Raw genomic sequence first — 21,353 nt, forward strand, 5'->3', positions numbered from 1 at the left:
TTAACGCATGGCTTTTTCTGCCACGCCAAAGACCTAACGACAAAACACGAGAGATCTGGATGTCCACCCCTGCGAGCAACAAAATCGCGCTGTTTATCGATGGCGCCAACCTTTATGCGACTGCAAAAACGCTCGGTTTCGATATCGATTACAAGCGTCTTCTCAAGGAATTTCACGGTCGCGGCACGCTGATCCGCGCCTTTTACTACACCGCCATCATCGAGGATCAGGAATATTCCTCGATTCGTCCGCTGATCGATTGGCTGGACTATAACGGCTACACCGTGGTCACCAAGGCGACCAAGGAGTTCATCGACGCCTCCGGCCGCCGCAAGGTCAAGGGCAATATGGATATCGAGCTCGCGGTCAACGCGATGGAACTGGCCGAGCATATCGACCAGATGGTGCTTTTCTCCGGCGACGGCGACTTCCGCTCGCTGGTCGAAGCGGTCCAGCGCCGTGGCGTCCGCGTCACTGTGATTTCGACGATCTCGAGCCAGCCCCCGATGATCGCCGACGAACTCCGGCGCCAGGCCGACGTCTTCACCGACCTGGTGGAATTGCAGTCCAAGATCGGCCGCGATCCGGCCGACCGCCCGCCGCCGCGTGAGCCCCGCCATACGCCTCAGTTCCTGCAACGCTCGGCTGCGATGGCTCCCAGGGGCGGTGACGACGATTTCGAAGACTGACAAGGCGCCGACGCGCGGCCCACGGGCCGGCGTTCTGCGTCCGATCACAGAACCCGATCGGGATTGCCCGATGTGTCCGAGGCTCGCGGAATTCCGCCGCGAGCTGCGGACCCGTGAGCCCGGCTGGCACAACGCACCCGTTCAGTCGTTCGGCGATGCCGATGCCAGGCTGCTGATCGTCGGCCTCGCTCCCGGCGTACAGGGCGCCAACCGGACCGGCCGGCCGTTCACCGGCGACTATGCCGGCGATCTGCTTTACGCCACGCTGATCGAATACGGTTTCGCCACCGGCCGCTTCGAGGCCAGGCCCGACGACGGCCTGAAGCTGGTCGGCTGCCGCATCACCAACGCGGTGCGGTGCGTGCCGCCGCAGAACAAGCCCCTGCCCGTCGAGATCAATACCTGCCGGAACTTCCTGGCGCCGACGATCGAGACCATGCCGAAGCTGCGCGCAGTCGTGATGCTGGGGCGGATCGCGCATGATTCGACGTTGAAGGCACTCGGCCTTCGCGCCTCACAGGCGCCGTTCGGGCACGGCGCGGTCCACGAAGCCGGCACGCTGCGATTGTACGACAGCTATCACTGCTCGCGCTACAACACGAACACCCGCGTATTGACGCCGAAGATGTTCCACGACGTGTTCGCGCGCGTCCGCGCGGATCTGGACGCGTAGCCGAGCCGAGCGGCTTCCAGCGGAGCGCGTCAGCCGCGCGCCCGTAGCAAGCGCCCCTTCTCGCGGCTCCAGTCGCGCTTCTTCTCGGTCTCACGCTTGTCGTGCAACTGCTTGCCCTTGGCGAGCGCCAGCAGCAGCTTGGCGCGACCCTTCTCGTTGAAATACAGCTTCAGCGGCACCAACGTCATGCCCTGGCGCTCGATCGCGCCCATCAGCTTGTTGATCTGCTTCCTGTGCAGCAGCAATTTGCGCGGCCGCTTCGGCTCGTGATTGAAGCGGTTGGCCTGCAGATATTCAGGGATGGTGGCGTTGATCAGCCAAATCTCGCCGCCGCGGGAATCGGCGTAGGATTCAGCGATCGTCGCCTTGCCGCCGCGAACCGACTTCACCTCCGTGCCGGTCAGCGAAATGCCGGCCTCGACGGTGTCCTCGATCGCGTAGTTGAACCGCGCCTTGCGGTTCTCCGCGACCACCTTGATCGCGCGTTCGTTCTTCTCGGCCATTGCGGCTGAATCTCTCTGTCCCGCTTAGACCTGCGGGCGGTTGCCGCTCTTCAGGATATCGCGAATCTCGCCAAGCAGTTCCTGCTCCGGGGTCGGCTTCGCCGGCGGCGCGGGCGCTGCCTCCTCCTTGCGCTTCAGCCGGTTCATCGCCCGCACCACCAGGAACAGCACGAAGGCGACGATCAGGAAGTTCAGCGTCAGCGTCAGAAAGTTGCCCCAGGCCAGCACCGCGCCCTGCTTCTTGGCTTCGACCAGCGTATTCGCCGTGACCACCTTCGACAGCGGCGTGAAGTAGTTCGAGAAATCGAGCCCACCAGTAATCGAGCCGATGATCGGCATGATGACGTCGGCCACGAGCGAACTGACGATGCCGCCGAACGCCGCGCCGATGATGACGCCAACCGCGAGGTCGACGACGTTGCCCTTCATCGCGAATTCACGGAATTCCTTGAGCATACCGACCACCCTCAGCACTTCTATTGCGCAGCCCGTTCGTGCAGGTCCGCGGGACTCAGTTCAGCAGGCCGGCATGCGTCATGGCGGCGCGGATCGTGCTGCCGGTCGGCTCGGTCACCGGCAGCAGCGGCAGCCGCACCTCTTCCAGAATCCGGCCGAGCAGCGTCAGCCCGTGCTTGGCGCCGGCCACGCCGGGCTCCTTGAACACCGCATCGTGCAACGGGACCAGACGGTCCTGGATCTTCAAGGCGCCCGGATAGTCGCCCGCAAGCACCGCTCCCATCAGATCGGCGCAGAGCTTCGGCGCCACGTTCGACACCACCGAGATGCAGCCGTGCCCGCCCGCGGCCATGTAGGCCAGCGCGGTCATGTCCTCGCCGGAGAGCTGGATGAAATCGGGCCCCATCGCGTGGCGCTGCTGCGACACCCGTCCGAGATTGGCGGTGGCGTCCTTGACGCCGGCGATGTTCTTCAGCTCGTACAGCCGGCTCATGGTGTCGACCGACATATCGACGACGGATCGCGGCGGAATGTTGTAGATGATGATCGGAATCCCGATCGCGTCGTTGACCGCCTTGAAGTGGTGATACATGCCCTCCTGGGTGGGCTTGTTGTAGTACGGCGTCACCACCAGGACAGCGTCCGCGCCGGCCTTTTCGGCGTGCCTGGCGAGTTCGACGGCCTCGCGGGTGGAGTTCGATCCGGCGCCCGCGATCACCGGCACACGCCCCTTGGCCTCCTCGACGCACCATTCCACGACTTTGTGGTGCTCCTCGTGGCTCAGCGTCGGGCTTTCGCCCGTGGTTCCGACCGGCACTAGCCCGTGCGTGCCTTCTGCGATCTGCCATTGAACCAGACTGCGAAAAGCCTGCTCGTCGAGCGAACCGTTCTTGAAAGGCGTGACCAAGGCGGTGAACGACCCCCGGAAATTCGTCTTGGCTGCCATAATGTTCTCCTGACGCGCAGTCCCGATCTGTGAACCTTTCATAACGGGTGCCGCGCGGCCGCGAAAGGCCCGCGACCGCCGGCGCGGCGCGGTTCCAGACGAATCCAAAGCCGCAGCACCGCCGGCCGGCCCTCAGAGAGTCTCGACCAGCTCCACGCCGGTCACGGCCTTGATGGCGCCGGCGATCTGCGGCGAAACCTGGAACCGGCCCGGCAGTTCGAATTCGACCTCGGTCTGCGGGTCGAGCCTCAGCACCAGCGCAATGTTGCCTCCGGCGACCTTGGAGTCCGGCGGCTGCAAGCGTTTTGTGATCGAATCGAGCGGCTTGGTGTCGCGCAGAAAGATCCGCAGCCCCTTCTGGGTCTTGGCCGCGGCAGCATCGAGTGGCTCGGCGTGCAGCACGCGGGCGCGGACGTCCTCGCCCTGCAGCTCGGCGCCGAGCTGCAGCAACACCGCGGCGCCCGGCTCCAGCACCTCGCGATATTGCGCCAGCCCCTCGGAGAACAGCACTGCCTCGAAATGCCCGGTCGGGTCGGACAGGCCCATGATTCCCATCTTGTTGCCAGTCTTGGTGCGCCGCTCCATCCGCGACACCACAGTGGCGGCGACCTTGCCGGCGGTGGCGCCGGATTTCACCGCCTTGCAGAAATCCGCCCAGGACTGCACCCGCAGCCGCTTCAGCGCGGTGGCGTAATCGTCCAGCGGGTGGCCGGACAGGAAGAAGCCGATCGCATCGTATTCGCGCCGCAGCCGCTCCGCCGGCAGCCACGGTTCGATCTGCGGCAGCACCACCTCCGGCGCGTCGGCGAGGCCGCCGAACATGTCGTTCTGGCCTGAGGTAGCCGCCTCGTGGCTGCGCTGGCAGGCGGCGATGATCGCATCGGCGCCGGCGAACACCCGCGCGCGATTGGGATCCAGGCAGTCGAACGCACCGGCGGCAGCCAGACATTCGACGACGCGCTTGTTGATCGCACGCGGGCTGACGCGGGCGGCGAAGTCGGCGATCGACGCGAACGGCTTGTCGCCACGCGCCTCGACGATCATCTGCACAGCCTGCAGCCCGACGCCCTTCAGGCCGGCGAGCGCGTAGTAGATAATGTTGGCGCCGACCTCGAAGGTCGGGCCGGAGCGGTTCACCGACGGCGGCTCGACCTTGATGCCGAGTCGCTGCGCCTCGGCGCGGAATTCCGACAGCTTGTCGGTGTTGTTGAGATCGAGCGTCATCGACGCGGCGATGAACTCGACCGGGTAATGCGCCTTCATGTAGGCGGTGTGATACGACACCAGCGCATAGGCGGCCGCGTGGCTCTTGTTGAAGCCGTAATCGGCGAACTTCGCCAAGAGATCGAAGATGGTGTCGGCGGAGTCCTTCGGCACGCCGTTCCTGGTCGCGCCCTCGACGAAGATCGCGCGCTGCTTCTCCATCTCGGCGCGAATCTTCTTGCCCATGGCGCGGCGCAGCAGGTCGGCTTCGCCGAGCGAATAGCCGGCCATCACCTGGGCGATCTGCATCACCTGTTCCTGGTAGATGATGACGCCGAAGGTCTCCTTCAGGATCGGCTCCAGCATCGGATGCAGATATTCCGGCTCCTCGTCGCCGTGCTTGCGCGCGCAATAGGTCGGAATGTTCGCCATCGGGCCCGGGCGATACAGCGCGACCAGCGCGATGATGTCTTCGAAACGGTCCGGGCGCATGTCGACCAGCGCGCGGCGCATGCCCTGGCTTTCAACCTGGAACACGCCGACCACATCGCCCCGCGCCAGCATCTGATAGCTGGTCGGGTCCTCGATCCCCAGCGTCGCCAGATCGATGTGGATGTCGCGCTGCTTGAGCAGCTTCACCGCGACGTCGAGCACCGTCAGCGTCTTCAGGCCGAGGAAGTCGAACTTCACGAGGCCCGCCGGCTCGACCCATTTCATGTTGAACTGGGTGACCGGCATGTCGGATTTCGGATCGCGATACATCGGCACGAGATCGGACAGCGGCCGATCGCCGATCACGATGCCGGCGGCATGGGTCGAAGCGTGCCGCGTCAGGCCCTCGAGCTTCTGGGCGATGTCGAAGGCGCGGGCGACGACCGGGTCCTCATCGCGGAAGGCCTGCAGCTTCGGCTCGCTTTCGATCGCCTGCTTCAGCGTCACCGGCGCAGCCGGATTCTGCGGCACCAGCTTGGTCAGCTTGTCGACCTGCCCGTACGGCATCTGCAGCACGCGGCCGACGTCGCGCAACACGCCGCGCGCCTGCAGCGTCCCGAAGGTGATGATCTGAGCGACCTGGTCGCGGCCGTAGCGCTGCTGGACGTATTCGATCACTTCGCCGCGGCGGTCCTGGCAGAAGTCGATGTCGAAGTCGGGCATCGAGACGCGTTCCGGATTGAGGAAGCGCTCGAACAGCAGGCCGAAGCGGATCGGATCGAGGTCGGTGATGGTCAGCGAATACGCCACCAGCGAACCCGCGCCGGAACCGCGGCCCGGGCCGACCGGAATGCCGTGCGCCTTGGCCCATTTGATGAAGTCGGACACGATCAGGAAGTAACCGGCGTATTTCATGCGCGTGATGACGTCGAGCTCGAAGGCGAGCCGCTTCTGGTAGTCCTCTTCGGTCATGCCCTGTGACAGGCCGTGGATGCGCATGCGGTCGGCGAGCCCCTGCTCGGCCTGGCGGCGCAGCTCGGCGGCCTCCGCGGCGGCCGCCTCTTCGGCGTCGTTGACGCTGGCGCCGACGGTGAACAGCGGCAGGATCGGCTTGCGGGTCAGCGGCCGATAGGCGCAGCGCTGGGCAATCTCGACGGTGGAGGCCAGCGCCTCCGGCAGATCGGCGAACAGCACCGCCATTTCGGCGCGGGTCTTGAAGCGGTGGTCGGGCGTGAGCTGGACCCGGTCGGTCTCGGCGATCAGCTTGCCGGAGGCAATGCACAGCAGCGCGTCGTGCGCCTCGAAATCGTCGGCGGTGGCGAAATGCGGCTCGTTGGTCGCGACCAGCGGCAGCCCCATGTCGTAGGCGATGTCGATCAGGCCGGCTTCCGCGCGCCGTTCGAAATCGGTGTTGTGGCGTTGCAATTCGACATAGAGCCGGTCGCCGAATGCCTGCGCCAGCCGCTCGCAGCGCAGCCGTCCCAGCGCCGGATCGGTCAGCATCGCCAGCGAGATCGGACCGTCCGGCCCGCCGGTCAGCGCGATCACGTCCTCGGTCTCGCCGTCCAGCCAGTCGAACTTGATATGCGGCGGCTGGTTCACCGGGGTCTCGAGGAACGCTCGCGAGTTCAGCCGCATCAGGCTGCGGTAGCCGCGCTCGCGCGTCGCCAGCAGCACGATCCGCGCCGGCGCCGCCAGCGCCGCGTTGCGCGAGGTCGGGTCCTGATCGCCGAAGTCGATGCCTAGCTCGAGGCCGACGATCGGCTGAATGCCCGAACCTGCGAGCTTGTCGGAGAATTCCAGCGCGCCGAACATGTTGTCGGTGTCGGTCAGCGCCAGCGCCGGCTGGTGGTCGGCCTTGGCGAGGTCCGCCAGTCGCGCGATCTTCATCGAGCCTTTCAGCAACGAATAGGCCGAGTGGACGTGCAGATGGACGAATCCGGCGTTGCTCATCGGCGGTGCGGCTTTCGATCGGGCGTGGATGGCGTGCGGTGAGAAGTGCTCGGTCGGCGCGCGCCGCGCGCGGCCGACTCGGCGGGAATGGTGGTCCGCCGGACGTGGCCGCGCAAGGCAGCCGCGCGACCTTATCCCCGCTGTCTGCGCCGCGCTTGCTGCTGCCGGCGCCGCGCCCTGCCCGCCGCCTCAGAGCTGCGGCAGCACCTGCGCCCAAACCGCCACCATGCTGATGAACAGCGCAATCGACGTCAACGCCGCAGCTTCCTGGATGAAGATCTTCAACATCGTCCGCTCCCTGACCACGTGAACATACGCAGAACATTGTTCTCATTTTGTTCTTGAGTCAAGTTAGCCCCATCGGGGCGCTCGGGAAGCGTTAACAAAACGTCGACATCCCCGTTATTCAGCCATGCCCCTTCGGCTGCCCGCCGCGTTGACGTAAAATGTTCGCGGGCGCACGGGATGAGCGATGAGTCTGCAGCCGAGTCGGTGCCGGCCTCCGGCCGGGCCGGCTCCCTCATTTTCGGAGATTTCGATGCGGGTTGTATCTGTGGTTCTGCTGGCTGCCCTGGCGTCGCCCTTCGCGCTGGCATCGGCCGCCGCGGCGCAAACCCAGGCCCCTTACGACAACTATCCGGTCTGCCTGCGGATCTACGGCCCGGTGCGGTTCGACCAATGCCGCTATATTTCGATCGAGCAATGCCGGCCTGCGGCATCGGGCATCGCCGGCGAATGCGTCACAAATCCGTGGTATCAGCCACCCGCGGGGCCGGCGCGGCGGCAGCGCGCGCGTTGAGCGAAGCGATCCTCGAAGGAGTTCCGAGATGCGCAAGACACTGCTGGGCGGGATGCTGGCCCTGCTCGGGTTGACCGGGATCGCGGAGGCTCGCGACTATCCGGTCTGCCTGCGGATCTATCAGAACTACCGCGACTGGTACGACGAGTGCAGCTACACGTCGATCCCGCAATGCCGGATGTCGGCCTCCGGCCGCGCCGCGGAGTGCATCGAGAACCCGTGGTACACAGCGCCGCAGCCCGCGAAGAAGAAGCTGCGCAAGCAACGCCGCCGGCACTGAGGCCGCCCGCATCGGTCGCCCAGCCAGTCATTCCGGGGCGCGCCGTCCGGCGCGAACCCGGAATCTCGAGGTTGTTGGGCGAAGCCGGGGAGCCGCTGTGCTTGTTTCAGAGTGCTTGTTTCAGATTCCGGGTTCGCTCGCTCACGCGAGCGCCCCGGAATGACGAACTGCAGCCGCCGCGCCTATTCCAGTTCGACGACGACGCCGTTTTCGAGCGACACCCGGCGATCCATCCGGCCGGCCAGCTCCATATTGTGGGTGGCGATCAGCATCGCCACGCGCGTCGCCCGCACCAACTGCATCAGCGCCTGGAAGACGTGATCGGCGGTGTGCGGATCGAGATTTCCGGTCGGCTCGTCGGCGAACAGGACGCGGGGGGCATTGGCGACAGCGCGCGCAATTGCGACACGCTGCTGCTCGCCGCCCGACAATTCCGCCGGGCGATGGGTGATGCGGTCGGCGAGTCCGAGATAGGCCAGGATTTCCTTGGCGCGGCTGACGGTCTCGCTGCGCTTCAGGCCGCGGATCATCTGCGGCATCATCACGTTTTCCAGCGCGGTGAATTCCGGCAGCAGCCGGTGCGACTGGTAGACGAAGCCGATGTCGGTGCGCCGGATCTGGGTGCGCTCGGCGTCGGTCAGCGCCGAGGTCGCGGCGCCGCCGACATAGACCTCGCCCTCGTCGGGATGCTCCAGCAGGCCGGCGATATGCAGCAACGTCGATTTGCCCGAACCCGACGGCGCCACCAGCGCCACCGACTGCCCCGCCCACAGCGCCAGCTTGGCGCCGTCGAGGATCGTCAGCGTGGCTTCGCCCTGGGTGTATTGCCGCTTGATGTCGTGAAGGTACACGACCGGGATGTCTTCTGCGTCCTGCTCCAGATCCTGCGTCATGTCAGGCCGCCTCACTCGTACCGGAGCGCGTCGACGGGATCGAGCCGCGCCGCGCGCCACGACGGATACAGCGTCGCCAGGAACGACAGCGTCAGCGCCATGATCACCACCGCGCTGGTCTCGGCGAAATCGACTTCGGCCGGCAGCTTGGACAGGAAGTACAATTCGGGTGAGAACAACTCGGTATTCGTCACCCAGGACAGGAATTGACGGATCGATTCGATGTTGAGGCAGATCACCAGGCCGACGACGAAGCCGGTCAGCGTGCCGACTACGCCGATCGCCGCGCCGGTGATCAGGAACACCCGCATGATCGAACCTTGCGTTGCCCCCATGGTGCGCAGGATGGCGATGTCGCTGCCTTTGTCCTTCACCAGCATGATCAGGCCCGAGACGATATTCAGCGCCGCCACCAGCACGATCAGCGTCAGAATCAGGAACATCACGTTGCGCTCGACCTGCAGCGCGTTGAAGAAGGTCGAGTTGCGCTGCCGCCAGTCGACCAGGAAGACGGGCCTGCCCGCGGCCTCGGTGACGCTTTTGCGGAAGGCGTCGATTTTGTCCGGATTGGTGGTGTAGACCTCGATCGCGGTGACGTCGTTGTTGCGGTTGAAATAGGCCTGCGCCTCCTTCAGCGGCATGAACACGAAGGTCGAATCGTATTCGGACATGCCGATCTCGAACACCGCGGCGATCTTGTACGGCTTGATCCGCGGCGTGGTGCCCATCGGCGTCACCGCGCCGCGCGGCGCGACCAGCGTGACGCTGTCGCCGGCGTGCAGCGAGAGCTGATCGGCCAGCCTGCGGCCGATCGCGACGCCCTGGCCCTCGTCGAAGCCTTCGAGCGAGCCCTGTTTGATGTGATTGGCGATCGACGAGAGATTGTTGAGGTCGTCGGCGCGGATGCCGCGCACCAGCACGCCGGAGGCGTTGAACGGCGACGACGCCAGCGCCTGGCCGTCGATCACCGGAGCGGCGAGCTTGATGCCCGACACGCCGCTGATGCGGTCCGCGACTTCCTTCCAGTCGGTCAGCGGGCTTTCCAGCGGCTGCACCAGAAGATGGCCGTTGAGGCCGAGGATCTTGTCGAGCAGTTCCTTGCGGAAGCCGTTCATCACCGCCATCACGATGATCAGCGTGGCGACGCCGAGCATGATGCCGAGGAACGAGAAGCCGGCGATCACCGAGATGAAACCCTCACGGCGACGCGCACGCAAATAGCGCCCGGACAGGAGCCATTCGAATGGCGCGAAAGGAGGAGTTCGAACTGGCTCAGTCATGCTGTGATCCATGCTCCGAATTTCACACGATTCGGGCTTATTTCAGCCGAGCCCCCGGTGGATAAGTCTTACGGCGCGAGCCGTGCGACCGTCTCCGCCAGTGCGATGTTCTCGCGCGAGCCGTCACTGCGGCGCTTCAGTTCGACCGTGCCGTCGGCGAGGCCCTTCGGCCCGACCAGGACTTGCCACGGAATGCCGATGAGATCCGCCGTCGCGAATTTCGCGCCGGCGCGTTGATCGGTGTCGTCGTACAGCACATCGACGCCCTTGGCGATAAGGTCGCGGTAGAGCTGTTCGCACGCCGCGTCGGTCGCGGCGTCGCCCTGCTTCAGATTCAGGATCGCAACCCGGAACGGCGCCACCTCCTCCGGCCATTTGATGCCGTTGTCGTCGTGGCAGGCTTCGATGATCGCGCCGACCAGCCGCGACACGCCGACGCCGTAGGAGCCGCCGTGAATCGGCGCATCGGTGCCGTCGGGACCGGCGACATTGGCCTTCATCGAGTCGGAATATTTGGTGCCGAAGTAGAAGATCTGCCCGACCTCGATGCCGCGCGTGTTCAGCCGGTTGGCCTCCGGCACTTCGCTCTCGTAGCGTGCTGCGTCGTGCACGTCTTCGGTCGCCGCATAGACCGAGGTCCACTGCTTGATGATCGGCGTCAGATCGCCGTCATAATCGACGGTCTCGTCCGGCACCGGCAAGTTCAGCACGTCGCGGTCGCAATACACGCCCGACTCGCCGGTCTCGGCCAGCACGATGAATTCGTGGCTGAGATCGCCGCCGATCGGCCCGGTCTCGGCGCGCATCGGGATCGCCTTCAGCCCCATCCGCGCGAAGGTCCGCAAATACGCGACGAACATCCGGTTGTAGGATTTTCGCGCCGCGGCCTCATCGACGTCGAACGAGTACGCGTCCTTCATCAGGAATTCGCGGCCCCGCATCACGCCGAATCGCGGACGCTGCTCGTCGCGGAATTTCCATTGAATATGATAGAGATTCAGCGGCAGGCTCTTGTAGGACTTCACATAGGCGCGGAAGATCTCGGTGATCATTTCCTCGTTGGTCGGGCCGTACAGCAGCTCACGCTTATGCCGGTCGGCGATGCGCAGCATCTCCGGGCCGTAGGCGTCGTAGCGGCCGCTCTCGCGCCACAGATCGGCGAGCTGCAGCGTCGGCATCAGCAGCTCGATCGCGCCGGCGCGGTTCTGCTCCTCGCGCACGATCTGCTCGATTTTCTTCAGCACCCGGTGGCCGAGCGGCAGCCACGCATAGATGCCGGCGGCCTCCTGCCGCATCATCCCGGCGCGCAGCATCAGCCGGTGCGAGACGATCTCGGCTTCCTTCGGGTTTTCCTTCAGGATCGGCAGAAAGAATCGCGACAAACGCATGGGATTTGCTCAAGAATCAGGGGGGCTCTGGTTTGCGCCAGTGAAACCGGATCGGGCAGCAAAACACAAGGGCGGGGCGGCGCAACTTTACGAAAACCGCCGGAAATTGCGCCATTTTACGGCCGCGGCCCGCAACGGCGGCTAGCGGATCACGACCGGCGCCTCGATCGTCACTTTGTCGAAATCGGAAATCAGAATACCGAGCGTCAGCGTCCAGCGCCCCGGGACCGGCGCCGACATTCGCACCCGCCAGCGGCCGTCCGGCCGACGTTCCGCCTCGGCGCTGGCCGGCTCGATCCCGGCGCCGGGATTGGCGAGCGTCACGGTCAGCGCTTGCGCCGCGAGCGTCGCCTCGTCCGGCGTCTGCAGCGCAACCTCGATCTCGATCGGACCGGCGCGGCCCGGTGCCAGAGTGACGCCGGCCATCGCGCGAGCAGCGTGAACATGGACGAAGGCGCTGTCATCCACCGTGACGGCGGCAGCACGCGGCGGAGGGGTGAACCGCCACAGCCCGACCACGCCGAGGATCGCGATCACCAGCACCAGTTCGGCTGCGATCGTCCGGCGCAGTGCTGGCACCGCGCGTGGCATGCCGGCCGCAAGCTGCGGCGTCAGCCGGAGGCGATTCCACAGCGCGATCAGCAGCAACAGCACGACCAGCGCGAGCTTGCCTATCAGGATGCGGCCGTAGTCAGAAGTCCACAGCGCCTCGATCCGACCGAGCTGGATCGCGCCGAGCACGACGCCGCTGAGCAGCAGCGCGGCGATCGCGACCGGAATCGCGCGCGAGAACCGGCGGAGCGTGATTTCGGCCATCGCGCGGCTTGTTCGGACCGCCACCGCCAGCGGGACCAGCGCACCGATCCACAGCGCCAGGCTCACGCCGTGCACCAGCATCGCCGAGGCCGCGAGCCAACGCGGATCGGCGGTTGCGGTATGTCCGCTCGCGGCGAACGCGGCGCCGACGCCGATCACCGCGCCGAGCGATAGCCCCCGCGCCAGCCAGCCGCGGCTCAGCAATGCCAGCAGCGCCAGGCCGAATGCGACCGCGGCGAGCGTCGTTGCCCGTCCGAACGAGCCGGACGCCCCTTCCCGCCACACCGCGGCGCTGCCGAGCTGCGCGAATGGCAGGTCCAGTATATCGAGGCCCTGCAGACCGACCGACAATGCGAGCGCGCCGAGCCCCAGCACCGCGACTGCCCCGCAGCCGGCCACGAGGCCCGGCAGGGCAGCCGACGTCGCGATCCAGCCGAGAAAGAATGCGCCGCCGGCCGCGGCCAGCAGCATGGATTGGGTGACGATGCCCGTCGCCCAGATCGCCGTCCGCCGCATCGGATCGTCGGGCACGACAATTGCCGGCAGGCTCGCGCCCGGCGCGCCGATCCAGAATGTGAGCGAGCCGCCGACCGGATGGCCATCGGCCGAAACCACCCGCCAGCTCACCACATGACCGCCCGCAGCGAGCGGCGCCGGCGGCTCGAAGCGCAACGTGTCGCCATCGCCAGCTATGTCGGTGACCGGGCTCGACCGACCCTTGGCGTCGATCAATTGCAGCGCCAGCGGCGTGACCGGCTCGTTGAAGGTCAGCGTGATCGTCGCCGGCGCGGCCGCCAGCACCGCCTCGGCGGCGGGATCGCTGGCGACCAGACTGGCGTGGGCTTGCGCGAGCGACGGCAGCACGAGCACGGCGAAAGCCGTTACCCATGCCAGCCATCGCCCGGCATTGCGCCGCGACCGGGCGAATGCCCCGGTCACGGAGCCTTCGGCTTCAGCCGAAGCGCCGGCGCGGGCTCCTTCAGCGCGTCGGGCTTTTGCCCGGCGGCCGGGATTTCGATCCAGCGATGCACGCCCTTCTCGCATTCCTGCACCACCGGGAAGTACAAGGTCTTTCCGGCCGCGTCGGGCAGCTTCATCACCAGGCCGAAAGTGTCGTAGAACGCATCGGGCAACGGTCCGCCGCGCCACGCCACCTCGTCGACCGTCTCGGTGATGGTCTTGCCGTGCAGCTTCGGCTGCTCGCCCTCGATCTTGCGCATCTTGATCTCGATGCTCCAACCCGGCTTCATCTGCGGCTTCACCGACAATACGCCGTCCGGAATCTTGACCCGGACCGCGCGCGTGGGGGTGCCGTCGCAGCCATGCGGCACGCTGAGTGCCGTCTGGAAGTAACCGCCCGCCACCGCCTCGTTGGGCTGCAGCGAGACATGGGCCGCGGCCGGACCGCCGATCGCCGCGACGGCCGCACAGGCGGCCATCGCGATTCCAACACGACGCCGCGGCATCAGTGCTTCATCCCGGAATGGCCCTTGTGGTCCATCTTCATCATGCTGCCGCCGGCATCGCCCGGGGATTTCGCGCCTATGCCCGCGACATCGAGCGTGACCTCGACCTTGCCGGCCTTCTCGAATTGCAGCGTCACCGGCACCTTCTCGCCTTCCTTCAGCGCTCCCTTCAGATCCATCAGCATGATGTGGTAGCCGCCGGGCGCGAGCTTGACGGTCTTGCCGGGCTCGATCGGCAGCCCCTTATCGAGCTGGCGCATCTTCATCACGCCGTTGTCCATCGACATCTCGTGGATCTCGAATTTGCCGGCGACGTCTGCCGAGCCCGCGATCAGGCGGTCGGCGGTCGCGCCCTTGTTCTCGATGGTCAGGTAGCCCCCTGCGACCTTGGCGCCGCCCGGCGTGGCGCGGCTCCAGGCCTGGGTGATGACCAGATCGCCGGCCTTGATTTCGACCGCCTGCGCAGCGGCGACGGACAGCAGACTGATGATAGCGGCAGAGGCGAATGTGCGGATGAATCGGTTCATGGTCGGATCCTCGATCGGGTTTGAAGGGGATGAAGCGGACCAGCGACGGGCGGATGCGCGACGCATCCGACCTGGGTCCGGTCCATTGAACTGGTTGAAAATCGCTGCGCGAACGCCGCAGCCAGGCAGTGTTGCTACACGACGATGCGTTGCGGGGGCGCGCGCGCCTGCGCGTTGACGTGGGCGCGCGACGCGGGAGGCGCCGGCTCCGTCCGCGACCAGATCACGCGCTGATGCGGTCGCTCGATGACGGCAAAATCCTGGCTCGCCGGTGCAGCCGTCGGACCGCCGCCGAGCCCCACAGAGCAAATCGCGCAGCAGGCGCCGTCATGCGAGCGATCGGCCGGTTGGGTCTCGCCCGGCTCGCCGGACGACATCGCGGAGCAAAGGTGAATGGAGTTTGCGGGATCGGCGATCGCGGAGGCGACGAAGCGGAAGGCGCCGATCGGCGACAGCAGTTGCACCAGAAGCGCGACTGCGAAAACCGGAATTATCCGCCCGAGACGTCGGCGCATCACAGCCTGTGCTCCATCGTGGCGAAATATCATGCAGATTTACCGCTGTCGATTGCGGCGACCTCGCTGCGCCGACGCCCGCGATTCAAAATGATATCGACAATCACACGCATTTGGCGAGTTTTCGTTCATTTCACGGCGTGCCTTAAATTTGAACATTCGTTGCCGGAAATGGTGACAAGTCAAAAAACTTCCGCTACGAATATGACAACAGGCAGAGCCTTCGGGCAAAGTCTGGCGGTCCAAGTCTCGGGAGGAACCCTGACGCGCAACAATGCAGCGTCGCCCGTCAATCAAAACAATAAATCCAAATCATTCGGGAAAATATTAGGGTCGACACAGTTTTTAAGCAGGGCACGCGCCCTGCTTTTTCTTTTCCGGCGTGTTCAGCCTTGTCAGTATCCCATGCGAATCATCGCGGCCGTTCGGCGCATCGGTCACGCGCCACGGCCTCCGGATCGATGCACCGAATCAGGCGATGTGGATGGATCGGTTACACGTCGACGGCGTGGTCCGACATGCCTTCCGTACCGAAGATGCCGAGATAGCGCCGGAGTTCCGCGTCGGGCCCCGTGGCCTTGGTGGGGTTGTCGGACAGTTTCACGGCCGGACGACCCGCCGCCTCGACGACCTTGCACACCAGCGAAATCGGATCGAGGGCATTGCCGCCGCTCGGCGCGCACCCCCGGAAATCATTGGTCAGGTTCGTGCCCCAGCCGAAGCTGACCCGGACCCGATCCTTGAAGTGCCGGAAGGATTGTTCGATCGAGTCGATATCCATGCCGTCGGACAGCACGAGGAGCTTCTCCTTCGGGTCTCGCCCCTTGGCTTTCCACCAGTCGACGAATTCATCGCCACCCTCGATCGGCGGCTTGCTGTCCGGGCGCGCGCCGGTCCAATCCGCCACCCAGTCCGGCGCATTGCGCAGGAACGACGTCGTCCCGTAGGTGTCCGGGAGGATGACCAGCAGGTTGCCGTCGTACAGGTGACGCCAATCGTCGAGCACCGCGTAGCGCGTTGCCGCAACGAGCTGATCGTCATCGCCCGCCAGCGCCGCATAGACCATCGACAGTTCATGCGCGTTGGTGCCGATCGCCTCCGAGCCGATTTCCATGGCGACGTGGACGTTGCTCGTGCCGATGAAGGCGTCGCCGATGCCTTCCTGCAAAGCCTCGCAACACCACCTCTGCCACAGATATCCATGTCGTCGACGGGTGCCGAAATCACCGACTTTCAACCGCCCGGTCGCCTTCAGCACCTGCAATCGCTCGACTTTGCCCCACAGCTTCGCCTTGGCGCGCGCATAGAGGACGTCGAGTTCGAAGCGCCCCATATTGCGCATCGCTTTGCGCGCGCGCAGCTCGTTGATGATCGAGAGAGCCGGAATTTCCCACATGGTCGTGAGCGGCCACGGGCCGGCGAATCGAAGTTCGTACTGACCGTCACGCACTTCGACTTCGTATTCCGGGAGCGCGAAGGTCTCGAGCCACGACAGAAATTCGGGCCGGAAGATCTGCTTCTTGCCGTAGAACGTATTGCCGGCCAGCCAGATCATTTCCCGCTTCGAGAATCGAAGCGTCCGCGCATGGTCGAGCTGCGCCCGCAACTCGCCGATATCGATCTCGTCGGCGATCCGGATCGACTTCGTTCGATTGATCACCCCGAAGGTGACGGGCGTATCCCGATGCTTCATCCAGATCAGTTGCAGCATCAGCAGCTTGTAGAAGTCGGTGTCGAGCAGCGTCCGGACGACGGGGTCCATCCTGTAATTGTGGTTGTGAACCCGGGTGGCGATATCGGTGAAACTCATCTCGGAACCCTTGACTAAGGGGCTGGCGTCGGCTGCGTGCGACGATCGCGAGGCGCAGCAACGCGGGCGCTACAGCGGGAATCCCATCAGCTTCGACAGCCGCTCGATGCCGAGCCAGCCCGAGCGATAGGCATACAGCGCGACGGCGAAGATCGTCGCCGAGATCACGGTGGTCCACAGCGCCTTGCGCGCCAGCAGCGTCGCGACCGGAGCGCCGGGATCGCTGCCCGGAACGTCGTCCTCCGTCGCATCGACCTCGGAACGGTTGCGCACGCCGAACGGCAGCGTCGTGAAGAACACGACCCACCACAGCACGAAGTAGATCGCCAGCAGGCTGCCGATCTGGCTGATCATTTACGACTGCTCGATCTCGACCAGCGCGCCCGAAAAATCCTTCGGATGCAGGAACAGCACCGGCTTGCCGTGCGCGCCGATCTTGGGCTGGCCGTCGCCGAGCACGCGGGCGCCTTCCTTGATCAACGTATCGCGCGCCGCGATAATGTCCGGCACTTCGTAGCAGACGTGATGGATGCCGCCATCGGCATTGCGATCGAGAAACTTGGCGATCGGCGATGCCTCGCCGAGCGGCTGGATGAACTCGATCTTGGTGTTCGGCAGCGTCACGAACACGGTGATGACGCCGTGATCCGGCAGCGGCACCGCGTCGGAAATCTCGGCGTTGAACGCGGCGCCGTAGATCTTCGCCGCCTGCTCCGCATCCTTGACCGCGATCGCCACATGATTCAGCCGGCCCAACATGACACCCCTCCGTCCTTGATCTTGTTACTTATACGCCCCTAAACCCTCAGCACGTGCACGAAGCACAACGGCTTCTTGCCCCAGTGCTGCTGCACCACCGAGCGCACCGTGCGCCGCACCGATTCCGCGACCGCATCCGGATCGCGGCGGCGCGCCTTCGGCAGCCCCTCGACGGTCGCGACCACGGCGTCGAACACGATGTCGTCGAGCGGCTCGCCGGCGCTGTTGTTTTCCGGGACACCGATCAGTTCGACTTCGGGATCGTCGACCATGTCGCCGGTCTGGGTCAGCGCCAGCGCCACGAAGGCGCAGCCGGCGAACGCCATCTTGCGGCGTTCGACCACCGCACGCGACTTCTCCTCCTCGAGGATGGTCCCATCCTTGTACAGCCGGCCAGCCGGCAATTGGTCGATGATCGCCGGATCGCCCGGCCCGAGCCGGACCAGATCGCCGTTGCGGCAGACCACCACCTTGGGCACCCCCATCTGCCGCGCCAGCTTGGCGTGCTCGTTCAGATGCAGCGCCTCGCCGTGGACCGGGATCAGCAATTGCGGCCGCACCCAGGAGATCAGCTCGCGCAGCTCCTCGCGGCGCGGATGGCCGGAGACGTGCACCAGATGATCGCGATCGGTGATCACCTCGATGCCCTGATTGACCAGCCCGTTGATGATGCCGCCGACCGCCTTCTCGTTGCCCGGAATGGTGCGCGACGAGAAGATCACGCAGTCGCCCTTGTTCAGCGTGACGTCGGGGTGATCGTCGCGCGCGATCCGCGCCAGCGCGGCGCGGGGCTCGCCCTGGCTGCCGGTGCACAGCGCCAGCACCTTGTCCGGCGGAAAATGGCCGTAATATTCGGAGCCGCGAAAGCCCTGCACACCGTCGAAATAGCCACACTCGCGCGCGACCTGGGAGACGCGATCCATCGCGCGACCGACCAGCACCACTTCCCGCCCCGCCGCCTTCGCGGCGTCGGCGACGGCGCGCATGCGGCCGACATTGGAAGCGAAGGTGGTGACTGCGACGCGGCCCTTGGCGGCCTTGATCAGACCGGTGAGCGACGCCCCCACCTCGGTCTCCGACGGCGAATGGCCGTCGCGCACCGCATTGGTGGAATCGCCGATCAGCGCCAGCACGCCCTCGTCGCCGAGTTCGCGCAGCCGCTTCTCGTCGGTCGGCGGGCCGACCACGGGGGTCGGATCGATCTTCCAGTCGCCGGTGTGCAGCACCAGTCCCGCCGAGGTGCGGATCGCCAGCGCATGCGATTCAGGAATCGAATGCGCGACGGGGATGAATTCGACGTTGAACGGGCCGAGATCGATCCGGCCGCCGGACGGCACCACGGTGATCGGAATCTTCAGCGTGGTGCGCTCCGCCGCGAGCTTGGCGGCGAACAGCGAGGCGCTGAACTTGGTGGCGTAGATCGGGCAGCGCAGCTTCGGCCACAGGTCGATGATGGCGCCGAAATGATCCTCGTGGGCGTGGGTCAGCACCAGCCCGACCAGGTTCTTCTTCTCTTTCTCGAGGAAGCGGATGTCCGGCATGATCAGGTCGATGCCGGGCAGATGCTCCTCGTCGCCGAACGAGACGCCGAGATCGACCGCGAGCCAGCTCCGCTGCTGGCGGTTGCCGAGGCCGTAGATCGACAAATTCATGCCGATTTCGCCGACACCGCCAAGCGGTGCAAAAACCAAATCGTCGGGTCGTGCCATTAATCTGCAGCCTTTGCTGACGCCGCATCGCCGAAATAGACGTCGCCGGCCGCGATCGGAATGCGTCTCCGATCGGACGTTATCAGGACCATACAGCCTGTTTCATCGATGGTGTCGAATATCCCGGTCACTACCGACGAGCCCGACCGGATCGAAACCGTCTGACCGAGCCCGGCGGCCCGTTCCAGCCAGAGATCGCGGATCTTGGCGAAACCACGCCCGTCATCCCAGATGCCGCGCATCTCGTGCCACGAATCCGACAGCGCCGCAAATACGTCTTCCGCGCTGGCGCCGACGCCGAGCTTGCTCAAGCATGTCACCGCGGTCGGAAGACCTTCCGGCGCAGCGACCACGTTCGTGCCCATTCCGACCACGACGGCGAGGCGTCCGTCCGGCAACGTCTCGGCTTCGAGATTCATCCCGACCAGCTTCGATCCGCCTGCCAGGATATCGTTGGGCCACTTCAGCCGATAATCATTCGCAGCGGAAGTGGGCGACCGCATTGCGGCCTCGACGCTCACCTCCCGCAATGCCTTCTCGAGCGCGACGCCTGCAGCAAAGCCGAGGGTTGCGGCGACAGAAGGGGTGACATTGAAGCTCTCGAAGACGGAGCTCGCCAGATTGCCACGCGGCGCCACCCAGACCCGATTGCGACGACCGCGTCCCGCGGTCTGCATCGTCGTCACAAACCAGCAAGGCGTCCGCCCCCCCGCTCGGGCATACGCCATCGCGTCGGCGTTGGTGGAGCCGGTCTCGTCGAAAACCTTCAGGCCGACGCCGGCCGCGCGCGCCTTCGGTCCAAGGGCGAACGCCACCTAGAACAGCGACTTGGCTGCGGCGCTCGCCGCATTCACCAGCGGCGCCGGATAGATGAAGAACAGCATGTTGAACAGCCCGGCGACCGCCAGCACGCCGCGCAATTCGAGCCGCACCCGGTCGATGCCCGGCGCCGGCTCGTCGAAATACATCACCTTGATGATCAGCAGATAATAATAGGCGCCGACCACGCTGGTGACGACGCCGATCACCGCCAGCGCGAACAGCCCGGCCTTGATCGCCGCCATGAACACGTAGAACTTGGCGAAGAAGCCGGCGAGCGGCGGAATGCCGGCCATCGAGAACAGCAGCATGGCGAAGAAGAACGCCAGCGCCGGATTGGTGCGCGACAGGCCGGCGAAGTCGCTGATGTTCTCGACATGCAGGCCGTTGCGGCGCATCGCCAGGATCACCGCGAACGCGCCGAGCGTCATCGCCACGTAGATCGAGATGTAGACGATCACGCCCTGCGCGCCTTCGACCGTGCCGGCCGACAGGCCGACCAGCGCGAAGCCGATGTGGCCGATCGCCGAATACGCCATCAGGCGCTTGATGTTCTTCTGCCCGATCGCCGCGAAGGAGCCGAGCGCCATCGAGGCGATCGCGACGAACACCACGATCTGCTGCCACTGCGACACGATCTCGGGAAACGCCGTCAGCGTCACGCGGGTGAACACCGCGAGGCCGGCGACCTTGGGGGCGGAAGCGAAGAACGCCGTCACCGGGGTCGGCGCACCTTCGTAGACGTCGGGCGTCCACATGTGGAACGGCACCGCCGAAACCTTGAAGCACAGCCCGGCGAGCAGGAACACCAGGCCGAAGATCAGGCCGATACTGCCGTCCTTGGCGGCGGCGGCGATGCCGGCGAACTGCACGGTGCCGGTGAAGCCGTAGATCAGCGAGGCGCCGTACAGCAGCATGCCCGACGACAGCGCGCCGAGGATGAAATACTTCATACCGGCTTCGTTCGACTTGGCGTCCTCGCGATTGCTCGCGGCGACGACGTAGAGCGCGAGACTCATCAGTTCGAGGCCGAGATACAGCATGATCAGGTCGCCGGCCGAGATCAGCAGCATCATGCCGACCGACGACAGCAGCACCAGGATCGAATATTCGAACATCCGCCGCGCCGGATTGGCGAGTATCTCAGCCGACAGGATCAGCGTCACCGCCGAGCCGATCAGCGCCAGCACCTTCAGGTAGCGGGCGAAATCGTCGACGATGAAGCTGCCGCCGAAGGTGACGAGCTTGCCGGCCGGCAGCATCAGCTCCAGCGCGCCGGTCAAAACCAGCAGCAAGACCGCCAGCGTGGTGACGAGGCCGGTGGTTCGCTGACCGCGATACGCGCCCAACATCAGCAGCAGCATCGCGCCGATCACCAGAACGAGTTCCGGCAGGATCGGCAGCAGCGAATAACCGGCTGTTTCGAAATTCATAGCG

The 21,353-nt window shown here is 65.4% G+C and carries 21 protein-coding genes; 4 read left to right on the plus strand and 17 right to left on the minus strand.

Annotated features, from left to right (window positions below; all coding sequences use genetic code 11):
• Positions 1-59 precede the first annotated feature (59 nt).
• The gene (locus SR870_RS06735; RefSeq protein ID WP_322517244.1) at positions 60-689 is read left to right on the plus strand and encodes an NYN domain-containing protein; all 630 of its coding nucleotides are present in this window, start codon (positions 60-62) and stop codon (positions 687-689) included.
• Positions 690-759: 70 nt separating this feature from the next.
• Positions 760-1,362 (plus strand): uracil-DNA glycosylase, encoded by a 603-nt coding sequence (locus SR870_RS06740; RefSeq protein ID WP_416221132.1) that lies wholly within the window; start codon positions 760-762, stop codon positions 1,360-1,362.
• A 29-nt stretch (positions 1,363-1,391) separates the two neighbouring features.
• Here SR870_RS06740 and smpB read toward each other — a convergent pair whose 3' ends face one another.
• The 4 genes from smpB to dnaE form a co-directional block, all read right to left on the minus strand.
• Complete coding sequence (gene smpB, locus SR870_RS06745; protein WP_011441492.1) at positions 1,392-1,865, minus strand: SsrA-binding protein SmpB; 474 nt, start codon at positions 1,863-1,865, stop codon at positions 1,392-1,394.
• Positions 1,866-1,889: 24 nt separating this feature from the next.
• Positions 1,890-2,321, minus strand: a complete 432-nt coding sequence (mscL, locus tag SR870_RS06750; protein WP_322517245.1) for a large conductance mechanosensitive channel protein MscL — start codon at positions 2,319-2,321, stop codon at positions 1,890-1,892.
• 55 nt (positions 2,322-2,376) lie between these two features.
• Positions 2,377-3,267 carry a 4-hydroxy-tetrahydrodipicolinate synthase gene (gene dapA, locus SR870_RS06755; RefSeq protein WP_322517246.1) on the minus strand — a complete coding sequence of 297 codons (891 nt, stop codon included), beginning with the start codon at positions 3,265-3,267 and terminating at the stop codon, positions 2,377-2,379.
• 132 nt (positions 3,268-3,399) lie between these two features.
• Entirely contained in the window at positions 3,400-6,855 is a 3,456-nt protein-coding gene (dnaE, locus tag SR870_RS06760) for a DNA polymerase III subunit alpha (RefSeq protein WP_322517247.1), read from the minus strand.
• A gap of 538 nt (positions 6,856-7,393) precedes the next feature.
• Here dnaE and SR870_RS06765 point away from each other — a divergent pair.
• Both SR870_RS06765 and SR870_RS06770 read left to right on the plus strand, forming a co-directional pair.
• The gene (locus SR870_RS06765; RefSeq protein ID WP_322517248.1) at positions 7,394-7,654 is read left to right on the plus strand and encodes a DUF3551 domain-containing protein; all 261 of its coding nucleotides are present in this window, start codon (positions 7,394-7,396) and stop codon (positions 7,652-7,654) included.
• A gap of 28 nt (positions 7,655-7,682) precedes the next feature.
• Complete coding sequence (locus tag SR870_RS06770; RefSeq protein ID WP_322517249.1) at positions 7,683-7,934, plus strand: DUF3551 domain-containing protein; 252 nt, start codon at positions 7,683-7,685, stop codon at positions 7,932-7,934.
• Between the two features lie 182 nt (positions 7,935-8,116).
• Here SR870_RS06770 and SR870_RS06775 read toward each other — a convergent pair whose 3' ends face one another.
• The 13 genes from SR870_RS06775 to nuoN form a co-directional block, all read right to left on the minus strand.
• Complete coding sequence (locus SR870_RS06775) at positions 8,117-8,815, minus strand: ABC transporter ATP-binding protein (protein WP_011441487.1); 699 nt, start codon at positions 8,813-8,815, stop codon at positions 8,117-8,119.
• 23 nt (positions 8,816-8,838) lie between these two features.
• Positions 8,839-10,119 carry a lipoprotein-releasing ABC transporter permease subunit gene (locus SR870_RS06780; protein WP_322517250.1) on the minus strand — a complete coding sequence of 427 codons (1,281 nt, stop codon included), beginning with the start codon at positions 10,117-10,119 and terminating at the stop codon, positions 8,839-8,841.
• 56 nt (positions 10,120-10,175) lie between these two features.
• Positions 10,176-11,495 (minus strand): proline--tRNA ligase, encoded by a 1,320-nt coding sequence (gene proS, locus SR870_RS06785; RefSeq protein WP_322517251.1) that lies wholly within the window; start codon positions 11,493-11,495, stop codon positions 10,176-10,178.
• A 141-nt stretch (positions 11,496-11,636) separates the two neighbouring features.
• Positions 11,637-13,250, minus strand: a complete 1,614-nt coding sequence (locus tag SR870_RS06790; RefSeq protein WP_322517252.1) for a copper resistance CopC/CopD family protein — start codon at positions 13,248-13,250, stop codon at positions 11,637-11,639.
• Complete coding sequence (locus SR870_RS06795; RefSeq protein WP_322517253.1) at positions 13,247-13,750, minus strand: YcnI family protein; 504 nt, start codon at positions 13,748-13,750, stop codon at positions 13,247-13,249. Before SR870_RS06795 ends, SR870_RS06790 begins: the two co-directional genes overlap by 4 nt.
• Before the next feature lie 26 nt (positions 13,751-13,776).
• Positions 13,777-14,304 (minus strand): copper chaperone PCu(A)C, encoded by a 528-nt coding sequence (locus tag SR870_RS06800; protein WP_322517254.1) that lies wholly within the window; start codon positions 14,302-14,304, stop codon positions 13,777-13,779.
• A gap of 134 nt (positions 14,305-14,438) precedes the next feature.
• Positions 14,439-14,819 (minus strand): DUF2946 family protein, encoded by a 381-nt coding sequence (locus SR870_RS06805; protein WP_322517255.1) that lies wholly within the window; start codon positions 14,817-14,819, stop codon positions 14,439-14,441.
• Positions 14,820-15,312: 493 nt separating this feature from the next.
• On the minus strand, positions 15,313-16,629 hold the full coding sequence (locus SR870_RS06810; protein ID WP_322517256.1) for a nicotinate phosphoribosyltransferase: 1,317 nt from the start codon (positions 16,627-16,629) through the stop codon (positions 15,313-15,315).
• A gap of 69 nt (positions 16,630-16,698) precedes the next feature.
• Positions 16,699-16,983 carry a DUF1467 family protein gene (locus tag SR870_RS06815; RefSeq protein WP_322517257.1) on the minus strand — a complete coding sequence of 95 codons (285 nt, stop codon included), beginning with the start codon at positions 16,981-16,983 and terminating at the stop codon, positions 16,699-16,701.
• Positions 16,984-17,388 carry a methylmalonyl-CoA epimerase gene (gene mce / locus SR870_RS06820; protein ID WP_322517258.1) on the minus strand — a complete coding sequence of 135 codons (405 nt, stop codon included), beginning with the start codon at positions 17,386-17,388 and terminating at the stop codon, positions 16,984-16,986. It lies immediately after the preceding gene.
• A gap of 38 nt (positions 17,389-17,426) precedes the next feature.
• On the minus strand, positions 17,427-19,097 hold the full coding sequence (locus SR870_RS06825; RefSeq protein WP_322517259.1) for a ribonuclease J: 1,671 nt from the start codon (positions 19,095-19,097) through the stop codon (positions 17,427-17,429).
• Positions 19,097-19,912, minus strand: coding sequence for a biotin--[acetyl-CoA-carboxylase] ligase (locus SR870_RS06830; protein WP_322517260.1), 816 nt, complete (start codon positions 19,910-19,912; stop codon positions 19,097-19,099). Before SR870_RS06830 ends, SR870_RS06825 begins: the two co-directional genes overlap by 1 nt.
• Positions 19,913-21,349, minus strand: a complete 1,437-nt coding sequence (nuoN, locus tag SR870_RS06835) for an NADH-quinone oxidoreductase subunit NuoN (RefSeq protein WP_322517261.1) — start codon at positions 21,347-21,349, stop codon at positions 19,913-19,915. It abuts the gene before it with no gap.
• Positions 21,350-21,353 lie beyond the last annotated feature (4 nt).

It is taken from the genome of Rhodopseudomonas palustris (genome assembly GCF_034479375.1).
GTDB classification, from domain to species: domain Bacteria; phylum Pseudomonadota; class Alphaproteobacteria; order Rhizobiales; family Xanthobacteraceae; genus Rhodopseudomonas; species Rhodopseudomonas palustris_M.

Coding starts and splice junctions, on each gene's coding strand:
- SR870_RS06735 (WP_322517244.1), top strand. CDS start 60: ATGTCCACCCCTGCGAGCAACAAAATCGCGCTGTTTATCGATGGCGCC.
- SR870_RS06740 (WP_416221132.1), top strand. CDS start 760: ATGTGTCCGAGGCTCGCGGAATTCCGCCGCGAGCTGCGGACCCGTGAG.
- smpB (WP_011441492.1), bottom strand. CDS start 1,865: ATGGCCGAGAAGAACGAACGCGCGATCAAGGTGGTCGCGGAGAACCGC.
- mscL (WP_322517245.1), bottom strand. CDS start 2,321: ATGCTCAAGGAATTCCGTGAATTCGCGATGAAGGGCAACGTCGTCGAC.
- dapA (WP_322517246.1), bottom strand. CDS start 3,267: ATGGCAGCCAAGACGAATTTCCGGGGGTCGTTCACCGCCTTGGTCACG.
- dnaE (WP_322517247.1), bottom strand. CDS start 6,855: ATGAGCAACGCCGGATTCGTCCATCTGCACGTCCACTCGGCCTATTCG.
- SR870_RS06765 (WP_322517248.1), top strand. CDS start 7,394: ATGCGGGTTGTATCTGTGGTTCTGCTGGCTGCCCTGGCGTCGCCCTTC.
- SR870_RS06770 (WP_322517249.1), top strand. CDS start 7,683: ATGCGCAAGACACTGCTGGGCGGGATGCTGGCCCTGCTCGGGTTGACC.
- SR870_RS06780 (WP_322517250.1), bottom strand. CDS start 10,119: ATGGATCACAGCATGACTGAGCCAGTTCGAACTCCTCCTTTCGCGCCA.
- proS (WP_322517251.1), bottom strand. CDS start 11,495: ATGCGTTTGTCGCGATTCTTTCTGCCGATCCTGAAGGAAAACCCGAAG.
- SR870_RS06795 (WP_322517253.1), bottom strand. CDS start 13,750: ATGGCCGCCTGTGCGGCCGTCGCGGCGATCGGCGGTCCGGCCGCGGCC.
- SR870_RS06800 (WP_322517254.1), bottom strand. CDS start 14,304: ATGAACCGATTCATCCGCACATTCGCCTCTGCCGCTATCATCAGTCTG.
- SR870_RS06805 (WP_322517255.1), bottom strand. CDS start 14,819: ATGCGCCGACGTCTCGGGCGGATAATTCCGGTTTTCGCAGTCGCGCTT.
- SR870_RS06810 (WP_322517256.1), bottom strand. CDS start 16,629: ATGAGTTTCACCGATATCGCCACCCGGGTTCACAACCACAATTACAGG.
- SR870_RS06815 (WP_322517257.1), bottom strand. CDS start 16,983: ATGATCAGCCAGATCGGCAGCCTGCTGGCGATCTACTTCGTGCTGTGG.
- mce (WP_322517258.1), bottom strand. CDS start 17,388: ATGTTGGGCCGGCTGAATCATGTGGCGATCGCGGTCAAGGATGCGGAG.
- SR870_RS06825 (WP_322517259.1), bottom strand. CDS start 19,097: ATGGCACGACCCGACGATTTGGTTTTTGCACCGCTTGGCGGTGTCGGC.
- nuoN (WP_322517261.1), bottom strand. CDS start 21,349: ATGAATTTCGAAACAGCCGGTTATTCGCTGCTGCCGATCCTGCCGGAA.